This is a genomic window from Bradyrhizobium sp. RDM12, from assembly GCF_051917485.1.
Classification (GTDB): domain Bacteria; phylum Pseudomonadota; class Alphaproteobacteria; order Rhizobiales; family Xanthobacteraceae; genus Bradyrhizobium.
Genome location: NZ_CM133064.1, coordinates 310,737 through 323,338, shown reverse-complemented (window position 1 = coordinate 323,338; position 12,602 = coordinate 310,737). Strand labels below are relative to the sequence as shown.

11 protein-coding genes and 3 pseudogenes are annotated in these 12,602 nt (G+C 60.9%); 6 read left to right on the top strand and 8 right to left on the bottom strand.

All coding sequences use genetic code 11. From position 1 onward, the window contains the following. The first annotated feature begins 90 nt into the window (after positions 1-90). The gene (locus ACTGJ9_RS01510; protein WP_456675626.1) at positions 91-1,065 is read left to right on the top strand and encodes an aldo/keto reductase; all 975 of its coding nucleotides are present in this window, start codon (positions 91-93) and stop codon (positions 1,063-1,065) included. Between the two features lie 81 nt (positions 1,066-1,146). Here the strand turns inward: ACTGJ9_RS01510 and ACTGJ9_RS01505 are convergent. The 8 genes and pseudogenes from ACTGJ9_RS01505 to ACTGJ9_RS01470 form a co-directional block, all read right to left on the bottom strand. Further along, positions 1,147-1,725, bottom strand: a pseudogene (locus tag ACTGJ9_RS01505) (redoxin domain-containing protein); the annotation flags it as partial. A gap of 46 nt (positions 1,726-1,771) precedes the next feature. Then, entirely contained in the window at positions 1,772-3,532 is a 1,761-nt protein-coding gene (locus ACTGJ9_RS01500; RefSeq protein ID WP_456675625.1) for an MOSC domain-containing protein, read from the bottom strand. 185 nt (positions 3,533-3,717) lie between these two features. Then, a pseudogene (locus ACTGJ9_RS01495) lies at positions 3,718-4,021 on the bottom strand (alpha/beta fold hydrolase); the annotation flags it as partial. A gap of 113 nt (positions 4,022-4,134) precedes the next feature. Continuing rightward, positions 4,135-4,638 (bottom strand): VOC family protein, encoded by a 504-nt coding sequence (locus ACTGJ9_RS01490; RefSeq protein ID WP_456675624.1) that lies wholly within the window; start codon positions 4,636-4,638, stop codon positions 4,135-4,137. Positions 4,639-4,766: 128 nt separating this feature from the next. Further along, positions 4,767-5,189 (bottom strand): GlcG/HbpS family heme-binding protein, encoded by a 423-nt coding sequence (locus ACTGJ9_RS01485; RefSeq protein ID WP_456675623.1) that lies wholly within the window; start codon positions 5,187-5,189, stop codon positions 4,767-4,769. Between the two features lie 70 nt (positions 5,190-5,259). Further along, complete coding sequence (locus ACTGJ9_RS01480) at positions 5,260-6,099, bottom strand: enoyl-CoA hydratase/isomerase family protein (protein WP_456675622.1); 840 nt, start codon at positions 6,097-6,099, stop codon at positions 5,260-5,262. 19 nt (positions 6,100-6,118) lie between these two features. Continuing rightward, positions 6,119-7,054, bottom strand: coding sequence for a DUF4331 family protein (locus ACTGJ9_RS01475; RefSeq protein ID WP_456675621.1), 936 nt, complete (start codon positions 7,052-7,054; stop codon positions 6,119-6,121). A gap of 215 nt (positions 7,055-7,269) precedes the next feature. Then, positions 7,270-7,983 (bottom strand): type 1 glutamine amidotransferase domain-containing protein, encoded by a 714-nt coding sequence (locus ACTGJ9_RS01470; RefSeq protein ID WP_456675620.1) that lies wholly within the window; start codon positions 7,981-7,983, stop codon positions 7,270-7,272. Between the two features lie 304 nt (positions 7,984-8,287). Here ACTGJ9_RS01470 and ACTGJ9_RS01465 point away from each other — a divergent pair. The 5 genes and pseudogenes from ACTGJ9_RS01465 to ACTGJ9_RS01445 all read left to right on the top strand — a co-directional run bounded on the left by ACTGJ9_RS01465 (position 8,288) and on the right by ACTGJ9_RS01445 (position 12,534). Beyond that, a pseudogene (locus ACTGJ9_RS01465) lies at positions 8,288-9,342 on the top strand (alpha/beta fold hydrolase). Positions 9,343-9,369: 27 nt separating this feature from the next. Next, the gene (locus tag ACTGJ9_RS01460) at positions 9,370-10,704 is read left to right on the top strand and encodes an epoxide hydrolase family protein (protein ID WP_456675619.1); all 1,335 of its coding nucleotides are present in this window, start codon (positions 9,370-9,372) and stop codon (positions 10,702-10,704) included. A 56-nt stretch (positions 10,705-10,760) separates the two neighbouring features. After that, positions 10,761-11,609, top strand: a complete 849-nt coding sequence (locus ACTGJ9_RS01455) for an enoyl-CoA hydratase/isomerase family protein (RefSeq protein ID WP_456675618.1) — start codon at positions 10,761-10,763, stop codon at positions 11,607-11,609. 33 nt (positions 11,610-11,642) lie between these two features. Continuing rightward, on the top strand, positions 11,643-12,068 hold the full coding sequence (locus ACTGJ9_RS01450) for an OsmC family protein (protein WP_456675617.1): 426 nt from the start codon (positions 11,643-11,645) through the stop codon (positions 12,066-12,068). A gap of 37 nt (positions 12,069-12,105) precedes the next feature. Beyond that, positions 12,106-12,534: a cupin domain-containing protein gene (locus ACTGJ9_RS01445; protein WP_456675616.1), complete on the top strand. Its 429-nt coding sequence runs from the start codon at positions 12,106-12,108 to the stop codon at positions 12,532-12,534. Positions 12,535-12,602 lie beyond the last annotated feature (68 nt).

The following is a 12,602-nucleotide window of genomic DNA, read 5'->3' as shown; positions in this document are numbered from 1 at the left end:
GCGATGCTGATCGTGAGCCCGCTAGTGTTTTTCTCCATAAGCCGCGGCCGGCCAACTAACATTTGAATGACATCACAAAGGAAAGCAGACATGACAACATCCGACGCACTTCGCGATACGAGGATTCATACGGCGCACGGATCAGGTGAGATCCCCGCGGCGGGGTTTGGCACACTGATTCCGGATCCTGTCGTAACCAAACAGGCGACCAGGGCGGCGCTGGTAGCGGGATTTCGGCATCTCGATTGTGCGGAACGCTACCGCAATGAAGCGGCGGTGGGCGAAGCAATTCAGGAGGCATTTCAGGCGGGAACGCTTCAGCGACAGGATCTTTTCGTCACCACGAAACTGTGGAACACCAATCATCGTCCGGAGCGGGTCAAGCCCGCCTTCGATGCGAGCTGCCGGCGACTGCAACTCGATTATATCGATTGCTATATCATTCATACGCCCTTTGCCTTTCAACCCGGCGACGAGCAGGACCCGAGGGACGAGCGCGGTAAGGTGATCTATGATGAAGGGGTGACGTTGGTCGACACCTGGCGGGCGCTGGAGCGCCTTGTGGACGACGGTCACTGCAGGTCGATCGGTCTGTCCGATATTACCTTGGCGAAGTTGCGCGAGATCGTTGCGGTCGCAAGGATCAAACCCGCCATGATTCAGGTGGAATCCCATCCTTATCTCCCTGAATGGGAGCTGCTCGGGTTCTGCCGCGAGCACGGCATCGTCCTGCAGGCATTTGCAGCGTTGGGCCATGCGATGGAGCCGAACCTGCTGGCCGACCCGGTAATTGCGGCCATCGCCCAGCGTGTGCACAAAACGCCGGCCCAGGTTGCGCTGGCCTGGGCCGTGCAGCGCGGCACCGCGTTCCTGACCACCTCGACCAAGCCTCAGCGTATCCGGGAGAGTTTTGATATTTCAACGCTGCCTAAAAACGCCATGCAGGAAATTCGGGATCGCATCACCACCAACATCAGGTTCAACTCGGTGGTGGAGACGGGCGTGCCCGGATTTATTCCCAGGGTGCGGCGGGCTGAATTGAGCGAAGCGGAGCCGCCAAAATGAAAGTGGTGAACTCCGTGTTCGGCTCGCAGGTGACAGAAGTTGGGCAGACGCAGCGTCGGTTGCTAGTTCTGTTCGCCGAGAAGTCTGGGCAAAAGTCTTGCCATATGGATAAAAGGAATCCCTGCGGCCCTGCTGCCACGCAGCTTTTAGGTCGGGCGCTGTAATGTCCCAGTCCGGCCGGCATTTCCTGCTGACGGCACGCAGGTCGTGGCGGAGCTCTTCCACCGTGGGCCGTCCGAAAAACCAGTAGCCATTGTAGATCTTGTGAATGATGAGGCCGGGCTCCAGCACGATCACGTGCGGAATCATCGGATTGTGGACGGCGTCGGTGTATTCGGCGATGTCGAGATCCTTCTGAACGATACGCCTGGGATCGGCGAGAAAAGTCCAGTGCGCGCCTATCCCGCTGCGATTTTCATTGGTCTCGGTGATGTTGTCGGTGCTGATCGTGACCAGCCGGCAGTAGCCGACTTCCATCTCCCGATGGAGTTGCAGCAAACCTTCGGCCTGTCGGCGATCCTTTGGGCAGAAGGCGCCGCGGCTCAGCACGAGCACCATCGGATCCTGTCCCTGCAGCTCAGAAAGTTTTCGATGCTTTGCGGTATGATCGCTGAGCTCATAGTCGGGAAAAACAGCTCCGGGCACCATGTCGGATCGCATTTGAAGTCCTCCATATCTGAAGCGCGTGTAACCGGGCCGCGCGCCGTCACAAATCGATTACGACATCGCTCTCGGGTTGCGCACAGCAAATCAGCACGTTGCCGTCCGCCGGTGCGTCGACCGGGTCCGGGCGGTAACCGATCGTCCCTGCGACAAGCCCGCTCTCGCAGGTGTGACAAACCCCGGTTCGACACGCAAACCGCACAGGGACGTCGCAAGCCTCCGCCAGTTCGAGCAGGCTTGGGAACGATGACTCCCAACGGACATTGAGGCCGGAACGGGTAAACGAGACCATCGGTCCTGTGCCGGGAGCGCCTGCCGGCGAGTGCGGCGCCCGGCGCGGAGCAGCCGCAATGCCCGGGGTGACGGACGGACCGGCGCCGAATAACTCGGTATGGATCCGATCTCGCGTTACGCCCAATGCAGCAAGGCCGGTGGTCAGATCGCTCATGAAGGTGGAGGGGCCACAGATATAGAAATCGCCGTTGAGGGGCACGTTGAGTTCGCTAAGCAACCGCATGTCCAGGCGACCGGGCGCGTCGAAATCGACCTTGGGCCGATCCTCAGGGGCAGGCGAGCTGTAGCAAATGTAGCTGTGGTCGTGGGCGAGCGAATTGAGCAGCCGACGCGCCTCCTCGGCAAAGGGATGTTCGCGACCGTTACGCGTTCCGTGCAGCCACCAGATTTCCCGCGTCGATGCTTCGGCGGCCAACGCGTGAAGCATCGCGAGTACCGGTGTCACGCCGATTCCTGCACTCAACAGCACAACGGGCGTGTCGCTTCGCCGTAGCGTGAAACTGCCGCGCGCAGCACTTGTGGGCACGATGTCGCCAACCCTGAGTGTGTCATCGACATAGGCTCCGGCGGCGCCGTGGGCCTCTCGCTTGATGCTCACACGATAGTGCGGGGTGCCTGGTTCTCCTGACAGGGAATAGCTCCGCATCAGCCCCGGTGCCGATGCCGGCCCGAGCCGCAGCACGACAAACTGGCCAGGAAGGGCCGGGGCGATCGGTCGTCCGTCGGTGGGCTCGAGCAGCAGCGAGATCACGTTGTCGCTCTCGTGCACCTTGCGCGAAACACGAAGCGGGCGGAATCCACGCCACGCCAGCGGCGGGCCAGCCGCTGAGTTGAGTCCGGCGTTTCCAGTCGTTACATCGCCCTCGCTCTGCTGTGTGAGCAACATTTCGAGGGAATGACGCCAGCCAGTGCTAAGCGAGGGGATGCGGAGCGCGCGCTCCAGTCGATCACGGGGGTGACCCGGCATGTAAAGCAGCGCGTCGACTTCGGACACGCTCATGCGCTCGGGGCCTGAGGCGACCTGCGTGATCTCGCCGCCGGCCGCGACCTCACCTTCCTCCAGCACCCGCAAATAGAAGCCGGGTCTGCCGTGCTTGACCACCAGCGCGGCCATTTCCGGCTCGTTCGTACGAATGCCCAGCCGGTAACAGGTAACACGCGGCTGCGTCACCTCGAACAGCGCGCCGCCGATCCGGTAGCGGTCTCCGATGCACACCTCGGCATCCGGCAGGCCGTCGACGGTAAAGTTCTCTCCGAACTGTCCGTAGACGAAGTCGCTTCGTCCGAGGTAGTTCTGCCAATACCGGTAGGAATCCATTTGATAGACGAACACAGCCCGGCGTTCGCCGCCGTGACCTGCCAAGTCGCCCTGTCCGTCACCGTCTATGTTGAGTCGGCGCACCATACGCCGCCCCTCGACCGGTGTCTTCCAGATGCCGGTATGAACCGTCTTGCCTTGCCAAGTGATATCGCGCGGCAGGCCGACATTGACTGAAAGCAAGCGTCCCATCACGTCTCCGATTCCGCTTTGGCGTTCCGGCGGCCGTTCGCCGCTATCAGCCGTTGCTCCTGTTCAAACGCCCGAGGAAGTTACGAACCAGGGATGCGATCTCGTCAGTCGCTTCGTCGAGCGCGAAATGTCCCGCCTGCAAAAGATCGACTTCGGCCTTGGGCACATCGCCGGCGTAAGCGATCGAAGCTCGACGGGGAGGGCGCGCTGCTGTAACCGAAGCCGGGACAATCGGGCGCGACAAGATGAATTTGTCGACGAGCAGGGGCAGCAACGGTTCCCACATGCGCGACGAGGATGGAAATCCATGCAGCAGCAGCACGGTCGGTGCATGGGCCGGTCCAGCCTCCCGGTAGAAGGCGCGATGCCGTCGATTTCGACCGTGTGATAGGAAATCGACCGTCGGCTCGATGTCATGTCTTGGGCCGGTACGTTGGTGGCCGTGCGGACAACTTCGGCTGAAAGGGCAAGCAGAGCGGCACTATTCACAGGATCGCTCCGAATGCTCTGAAGGGGCCAGTCACAAAATTGCGAAAACAACCTCATGCAAAACAGAAATGGCACGCGCTGGGCGTCGCGACTCGCGCTGATCTCATTCCGCTCTAGCCGGCCGTCGCACGCCGGACGACGTTCGTGAGCTCGGGCGTGAAGCTCGTGTCATCAGGCGCAATGTACCCGGTCAATCGTTTCGTGACTTCCTGGAGCACCCAGCCGTTACCATCCGGATCGATGAACGCGGCGTAGAAGGCATAGCTTTTCCGCTGCGGGTTCCGGCCGCTGACTAAGCCGTCCGCGCTGGCATGGTGGAATATGCCGCTGGCATCGTGGAAAGGCTCGCTGATGCCGATGCCACGGCGGAGCAGTTGATCGCAGGCGGCCTGGATGTCCGAGACGATCAGATGCAGCCCCTTTGCCGAGCCGGGGGCGGCTGAGGTCAGGTTCTTGCCGAAAATGACCGAGCATCCGGAGCCGGGCGGCGTGAACTGGATCACCCGGTAGTCATCTCCAGGGGCGTAGTCGATGTCGAGCCTCCAGCCCAGATCGCGATAGAAGCGCTTGGCGCGCTCGATATCCGAAACGGGAATGACGACGACCTCAAGCTTCATATCGATCGCGCTTGTTCGCGGCGCCTCGACCGCGGGCTCCCTCAGCATTTCAACGTTGCTCATGTCTTGCTCCGTAGCAGTGATAATGATCGACTTCGTGAGCGCCGTTCAACCGGCACCGTGCGGCATCATGAGGTTGCCGCGAGGGCAGGCCTGATGGCCTCCTGGAGCGCCGATTCAAGGATGGACACATCCTGCTCAACGGTGCCGCCGCTGACGCCGACGCCGGCGACCACCTGGCCTTCGCGCGTGAGCGGCGCTCCGCCGCCCATGGAGCAGAACCGTCCTCCGGACAATCCCATCAGAGGGAACAGCTCCCGACCGGGCTGCACCAGCGGAAACAGGTCGGCAGTCCGAAGCCCGACCAGCGCCGACGTGTAAGCCTTCCGCTCCGATATCTCGATCGAGAAGGTCGGCGCGCCGCTCATGCGGTGCTGGAGAACGACGTTGCCGTGAATATCGATAATACAAATGGCAACCGGTACTTTGGCGCGCACTGACTCCGCTTCGACGCGGTCCGCGATCGTTTTCGCGAAGGCAAGCAAGTCCATGGCGATGTCCTTTCTAATGGTGATATGCGGAAGGGAGCTCACGTCTCACACTCTCCTGAGCGTGTCGGCGTCAGTGGCCGAGTTCTCCCAAATGGACTCCCAGTCGATTTTCTGCGTCTCCGGGCTGATGAAACCCCTGTTCAAGCAGGGCCTTGATCTTGCCCTGCGCAGCCGGCCGCCCGATCGAGGTCATGCAGGTTTCCCAGCCGGCAGCAATCTCAACGTCCGGCGGCAGACTGGCGGCGTTCACAAGACGCTTCGTATTCGCAATCGCCCACTTGTCGAACGAGGCGATACGGGTTGCGAGTGCATCGACGAAGCCGTCGAGTTCGCTGTCCGGGAGCGACCTGTTCACATAGCCATAGGCTTCAGCCAGGTCGGCTCCGATATCATTGGAGCTCAGCAGCACCTCGAGGGCTCGTTGTCTTCCCATCAGCCGGGGCAGGCGCGCCATCGGCCCGCCGCCGGCGACGAGGCCGACCCCCACTTCCCATTGTGACAGGAGCGCTTTCTCGCGGCTCGCGAAACTCATGTCGCAAGCCAATGCGAGCTCACTTCCATTCCCGGTGGCGCGACCGCGAATCAGGGCGATCGACACGACCGGCATGCGGGTCAGACGTACGAGGATGTCCGGCCACGCCTCCAGTCCCGTCGGCCCTTGCGGCATGCTGGTCAATTCCTTCATGTCAGCGTTGAAGTCGCTGTGATTCAGGAAAAATCCGTCCACGGCGCTGTCGAACACCAGCACCCTGACGTCCTCGTCGGCTTCGATGGCCGAGATGATCGCTTTGAATTCGCGAACCAACTGCGGTCCCATGACGTTCAACGGGGGATTGTCGAACGTCACCCGCCAATAGGCCTTCGATATGCGATTGAGCCTAATCTGCGCTGTCTCAGTCCTTGCGTGCATCAGTGCCTCCGTGCGGTGATTAACGTGTACTGAATCGTTCGGCCGCCGCGATATGCGGCGGGCCGAGATACGGGAATTCAGCAAGCAAATCCCGATGAGGGCCCACGCCGTCCGATTTCACCCTTCCGTTGGTCAGAAGGGAAAGGAAGTAATCGAGGACGTCATCGGTAAGTGCTCGGCCGTTACCGGGATACGAGGCCGGAAGCGCGGGATCGAAATGTAGTATGTCAGGAAGCAGCGTTGCTGCCAGGCGCAATGCATCGCCGGGAGCGTATCCGCCGGTGTGCTCCAGCGAATGCGCAAAAATCGGAATGAAGCGGCTGTCGCCGGCAGGCTCCGACGCCAGATAGTCCAGGCTGGCGTCGCCGGGCAGGAAAATCGCCTGTGACGGCTTGGCGCCGCGGTCCGCCTGAATCCACGTGCCGTTGGCGCGATCGACCGTCCGTGCCCAGACACCGAACGGCCTCGCGCCGAGAGCCGAGCGTGGCAACTCGAGGACGATGCTGCATACGTCCTTGTCGGTAAAATTGTCCTTGCCGCTGAAGTGGAAGTCGTTGATGGCCCCGATGGGATCAAAAAAGAACGGGTCGCTCCTCCAGCCGGCAAAAAAGCGATGGTCCTCGCCCTCCACAACGAATGCGTCTCTGTCCATCGAGACCGGCCACTGTTCAATGAGCTCGCCTTCGTCGCCGGTCCCGGCGGCCGACGCGCCCTCGACTCGGCGCAACACCGCGGTTTGCTTGCCGTTTGCAAATACCGAGAAGCGCACGCGGTATGCGATGTCCGCGACCGCGTCAGCATTAGTGTCGATCTTGAATTCATAGATCGCGTCGGCGGAGAAAGGCTCGGCCGTGGTCGGCGCCGGCGAAAGTAGGCTGGAAGAAGGATGGACGTTCATGATCAGCACGAATCTGTTCGCATCAGCAGGCGAGGGAAAGGCGTACAGGTCGGTCAAGTCCAGGCGCGCGTCCCCACGAGGGGAAACCAACATTGGGGCCGGAATAATGGTGCGACATCAAATATCCTCCCGGGAAAAATTCGGACTCTCTGACAGAGCGGCCGGCGAACCGGGCCGCTTCACGCGGAGCTATCGAGTGACGGGTCCCGTGGTGAAGCTCCAGTCAGGGCTCCCTCCCGGCAACCCGTCACTGCGACCGGTTGTTATGCCAACTACGAAGCACGTGAGGTGGCAGCCGACTTCGACCGTTGCTTCACGGCCGCCATCAGCGTCTTCGCGGCCGGTCCCGAGGAATGCGGATTCTGTCCAGTGATGAGCAACCCGTCGCCGACGACGTGGACTCCCCAGTTGGCGGTTTTCGAGAACACGGCGCCCAGTTTCAGCATCTCGTCTTCGACCAGGAAGGGGACCACATTGGTGAGGCCGACGTCGGCTTCCTCGCCATTGGTGAAGCCGGTGACTTCCTTGCCCAGCACCAGCGGCTTGCCGTCCGGTGTCTTGACATGCCGCAGCGCGCCGGTCGAATGGCAGACCACGGCGATCGTCTTACCGGCGGCGAGGAAGGACTCGATCAGTTTCACGGAATCCTTGTCTTCGGCGAGATCCCACATCGGGCCGTGACCGCCCGGGTAGAACAGGGTGTCGTAATCTTCCTGCCTGACGCTGTCGAGGCGAAGCGTCTTGTCGAGCTGAGCTTCCGCGGCAGCGTCCTTCTCGAACCGGACCGTGAGTTCGGTGCGGTTGTCAGGCTCGTTGCTCTTGGGATCGAGCGGCGGACGTCCGCCCTTCGGCGACGCCAGCGTGATCTCCACGCCGGCATCCTTGAAAACATAATAAGGAGCCGCGAGCTCTTCGAGCCAGAACCCGGTCTTACGTCCGGTGTTGCCGAGCTGGTCGTGTGATGTGATCACCATCAGCACCTTCATGTCTCTCTCCTTGATTCTGGCTGGTTAATGAAGCGCCTTCCGGCACCGCCACACTCTCTTGCTTCGCGACATATTGCCGGCTGGGGCCTGAAAGCCGCGAAAGCAAGTCGGGCTATCGTTAGCTGATGGACCGTACGGTTTTCACTCATACGGTCGGCGCCGATCACTCATACATTGATATGAGTGAAATCTTCCCAAGGTTGGATGGTTCGAAAAAGCGTGGGCGGAGAGTGTCGACTCGTGGCTGCTGCAGTGTCGCGACGCTAATCGTGGCGATACAGCGGGGCAAAAACGGGTGACGCACATGATCGGCAAAGGCGGCCTGAACATCTTCGGTCGGCGGCGATTTCTCAAGGGTGCCGTTGGCGCACTGGCGGCGACGCAATTCGTGCCGGATCAACCTGCCAATGCGGGGTTGTTTCTCGACAGACCCATCGAGCTGGCGCAATCCGAAGTTCCGAGTTCGGTTACGTCCTTGAAACAGATCGACGCCGGCGTGCTCAACGTCGGATATGTTGACGCCGGCCCGGTCGACGGGCCGGCGGTCATCCTCCTGCACGGCTGGCCTTATGACATTCACAGTTTCGGTGAGGTCACTCCGCGGCTGGCATTGGCAGGGTTTCGAGTCATTGCTCCTATGCGCGGGGTTACGGGTCAACGACGTTCCTGTCGGACGGAACGCCCAGGACAGGGCAACCGTCTGCTTTGGCTGTCGATACGATCGCGTTGATGGACGCACTCCACATCAAGCGGGCGACCCTCGCCGGCTTCGATTGGGGCGCCCGCACCGCCGATATCGCCGCCGCGCTGTGGCCAGGTCGTGTCAAGGGCATTGTCTCGGTCAGCGGTTACCTCATTGGAAGCCAGGATGCGGGGAAGATGCCGCTGCCTCCGAAGGCCGAGTTTCAGTGGTGGTATCAATATTACTTCGCTACCGAAAGGGGCCGCGAGGGATACAACAAATACCGCCGCGAGTTTGCGGAACTGATCTGGAGGCTCGCGTCACCAAAGTGGAAGTTCAGCGACGCAGCGTTCGCTCGCAGCGCTGCTGCTTTCGACAATCCGGACCACGTCGATATCGTGATCCATAATTATCGATGGCGCCTGGGATTAGCCCAGGGTGATCCGAGCCTGGACCAGCTTGAAGCAAAATTAGCTGCAGCGCCGGAGGTCGGAGTGCCGACGATCACCCTCGAAGGCGACGAGAACGGTGCCCCGCATCCGGACCCCACCGCTTACGCCAGCAAGTTCACCGGCAAATATCTGCACCGTCTCGTGAAGGGTGGCGTCGGGCACAACTTGCCTCAGGAAGCGCCAGTGGCCTTCGCGCAAGCGGTAATCGACGTCAGCAACAGCTGACCCTCCCATTACTTCAGGAGCATTGACATGATACATCTACCAGATCGCCCGAGTTTCACGAGTTACCAGGATCGCCGGCAGTTCCTCGGCAGAGCCGCGATCGGGATAGCGACCGCAAGTGCCGGTGACTTTTTCTCGACGGCCGCGGCTTCGGCAGTGGAAAGCGGTGCAATTCGCCCCTTCCGCGTCAGTGTTCCTGATGCGGAGCTTCTCGACCTCCGCAAACGCATACGGGCGACGCGCTGGCCGGACCGCGAAACGGTTAAGAACCCATCCCAGGGCGTGCAACTCGCTACAATGCGGGAACTGTCGCACTACTGGGTGACGGAACATGATTGGCGGAGGATTGAATCAAAGCTGAACGCGCTGCCGCAGTTCGTCACCGATATCGATGGGCTCGACATTCATTTCATTCACGTGCGCTCGAAACACGAAAACGCGTTGCCGATGATCGTAACGCATGGATGGCCCGGCTCGATCATCGAGCAGATGAAGATCGTCGATCCACTGACCAATCCGACAGCGCACGGCGCCAGCGCATCGGACGCGTTCCATCTGGTGATCCCATCGCTGCCAGGCCACGGCTTTTCCGCCAAGCCGACTGCGCCGGGATGGACCCCGGTCAGCATTGCCCGCGCGTGGGCGACGTTGATGCAGCGCCTGGGTTACACGCGTTACGTCGCGCAGGGCGGGGATTGGGGTAATGCAGTCTCCGAGGTGATGGCGCTTCAGCAACCGACGGGATTGCTCGGCATTCACACCAATATGGCGGCCACCGTTCCAGCCGATGTTTCCAAGGCTCTTTCGGTTGGCGGCCCGGCGCCTGCCGGCCTCTCGGGTGATGAAAAACATGCCTGGGACCAACTCGACGATTTCTACCGGCATGGCCTCGCCTACGCTCAGGAAATGTCGAACCGGCCGCAGACGCTTTACGGTATTGTAGATTCGCCGGTCGGGCTCGCGGCGTGGATGCTGGATCATGACATCCGTAGTTATGGCATGATCTCACGCGCGTTCGATGGAAAGAGCGAGGGGCTGACCAAGGACGACGTGCTCGACAACGTCACGCTCTACTGGCTGACGAACACCGCGATTTCCTCTGCGCGTCTCTACTGGGACACTGCGCAAATTTCGACAGGCGGAGGCTTCTTCGACGTGAGGGGCGTCAAGATCCCGGTCGCCGTGAGCGCCTTTCCCGACGAAATCTATGCGGCGCCGCGGAGTTGGGCGGAGCGCGCGTATCCGAAGCTGGTCTACTACAACAAGCCCGAGAAGGGCGGCCACTTCGCGGCGTGGGAGCAGCCAAAACTGTTCAGTGAGGAAATCCGAGCGGCGTTCCGTCCGGTACGTCAATCGATTTGAAACCAATCGGTAGCCGCCGATTGGGGCGCGAATCCTGAAAAACCCGGGAGAGCAACATGAACCGTCCGGAGAGAACGTTTGCGACTGGGGAAATCCGTGTAGAACGAAATCTTCCCTCGTACTGGCGGGTCACGTTCGACCTTCCTCCGGTCAACATTTTCGGCCCGAAACAACTGCCGGAACTGGACGAGATCATCACCGCGATCGAGAAAGACGAGCAGGTGAAGGTGGTCGTCTTCGACAGTGCCGTCGACGGCTTCTTTCTCACCCACTACGACTTCCTGGCACCGCTGGAGGATTCAACTAGCATTCCTCCCGGCCCGACAGGCCTCCAGGCGCTTCCTGACATGCTGGTGCGGCTCAGTTGGGCTCCGGTCGTGTCCATTGCCTCGATCCGGGGGCGGGCAACCGGAGTTGGGAGCGAACTCGCTCTGGCGAGCGACATGCGTTTCGCGAGCCGCGAAAGGGCCATTCTATCGCAATGGGAAGTCGGTGCGGGTCTGGTGCCAGGTGGAGGACCGATGGCCCGGCTGCCACGTCTGATGGGCAGGGGGCGGGCCCTCGAAGTATTGCTCGGCGCCGACGATATTCAGGGTGACCTCGCCGAACGCTACGGCTATGTCAACCGCTCGCTTCCGGACTCCGAGCTCGATGGCTTCGTCGATGCGCTGGCCATGCGGATCGCGTCGTTCGACAAGGAGGCGATCGTCGAGACGAAGCGTCTTGTCAATATCGCGAGCCTGCCGCCCGATCTGGAAATCAAGCCGGAATGGGACGCATTCATGGCCGCTCTCGGACGTCCGGCGAGTCAGAAGCGGATCAGGAAGCTGATGGAGCGTGGTTTCCATCGCGCCGGCGACGTTGAAAACCGGCTCGGTTTCCATGTCGGTCAACTCGGCGACTGACCAAGATCCATTTGGTTTGACCAGGATAGTTATATGATCCGCAAAGCAACCGCAGTTTGGCATGGGACCGGGCGGGCTGGAAACGGCAACCTCTCCAGTGACTCTGGTGTGCTCGCCGAAACGCCGTATTCGTTCAGAACCCGTTTCGAGAATGAAAAGGGGACCAATCCGGAAGAGTTGATTGCCGCTGCGCATGCCGGATGTTTCACGATGGCGTTGGCATTCGTGCTTCAGGGCGAAGGTTTGACGCCGACGGAGCTCAGCACCGAGGCAGCCGTGACACTCGAGGCGGAGGGCAAAGGGTTCCGCATCGGTCGATCTGCGCTGACGTTGCGCGGCAAAGTGCCAGGTCTCGACGACGCGACATTTGCTCGTCTTGCCGGTAACGCCGAAAGGAACTGCCCGGTGTCGAAGGTGCTCAATGCAACGATCACACTGGACGCTAAGTTGATCGAATGACTGCAGACCAGCGATTGTCTGGAGAACGAGAGGACCTATGATCCGCAATCATCAGCCCGGTCAGTCCAATTTCAAAGTGATCCTGCCCGAAGACGTCGTATGGAAGCCATTCCCGGCGTTTCCGGATGGGGCGCGCCTCGCGGTCCTGGTCGGTCATCCGGCTGAACGAGGTCCCTATGTAGTCAGAGTTAAGGTTCCGGATGGGACAATACTGATGCCGCACAAGCATCCCGAAGACCGCATCTACACGGTCATGTCAGGCGTCTTTTACATCGGGCTCGGCGAGACGTTCGATGGCAGCAAGGTGAGCGCCTATCCGCCGGGAAGCATCGTGGTTCTGCCCGGCGAGACCTGGCATTTTCATTGGGCCAAGTCCGGTGAATACGTCACGCAGGTGACGGCGATCGGTCCGCTGGGCCTCGAATATCACGACCTGCGCGACGATCCGCGCCATCATCACGCCTGAAACGGCCTAACCGTTCTGAGTCATCGCCGATGTACCTCGGGCGGCCAGACGATCGGGTCTGACGAGGA

Excerpts from the sequence above, each read along its gene's own strand:
- ACTGJ9_RS01510 (WP_456675626.1), top strand. The coding sequence starts at position 91 with ATGACAACATCCGACGCACTTCGCGATACGAGGATTCATACGGCGCAC.
- ACTGJ9_RS01500 (WP_456675625.1), bottom strand. The coding sequence starts at position 3,532 with ATGGGACGCTTGCTTTCAGTCAATGTCGGCCTGCCGCGCGATATCACT.
- ACTGJ9_RS01490 (WP_456675624.1), bottom strand. The coding sequence starts at position 4,638 with ATGAAGCTTGAGGTCGTCGTCATTCCCGTTTCGGATATCGAGCGCGCC.
- ACTGJ9_RS01485 (WP_456675623.1), bottom strand. The coding sequence starts at position 5,189 with ATGGACTTGCTTGCCTTCGCGAAAACGATCGCGGACCGCGTCGAAGCG.
- ACTGJ9_RS01480 (WP_456675622.1), bottom strand. The coding sequence starts at position 6,099 with ATGCACGCAAGGACTGAGACAGCGCAGATTAGGCTCAATCGCATATCG.
- ACTGJ9_RS01470 (WP_456675620.1), bottom strand. The coding sequence starts at position 7,983 with ATGAAGGTGCTGATGGTGATCACATCACACGACCAGCTCGGCAACACC.
- ACTGJ9_RS01460 (WP_456675619.1), top strand. The coding sequence starts at position 9,370 with ATGATACATCTACCAGATCGCCCGAGTTTCACGAGTTACCAGGATCGC.
- ACTGJ9_RS01455 (WP_456675618.1), top strand. The coding sequence starts at position 10,761 with ATGAACCGTCCGGAGAGAACGTTTGCGACTGGGGAAATCCGTGTAGAA.
- ACTGJ9_RS01450 (WP_456675617.1), top strand. The coding sequence starts at position 11,643 with ATGATCCGCAAAGCAACCGCAGTTTGGCATGGGACCGGGCGGGCTGGA.
- ACTGJ9_RS01445 (WP_456675616.1), top strand. The coding sequence starts at position 12,106 with ATGATCCGCAATCATCAGCCCGGTCAGTCCAATTTCAAAGTGATCCTG.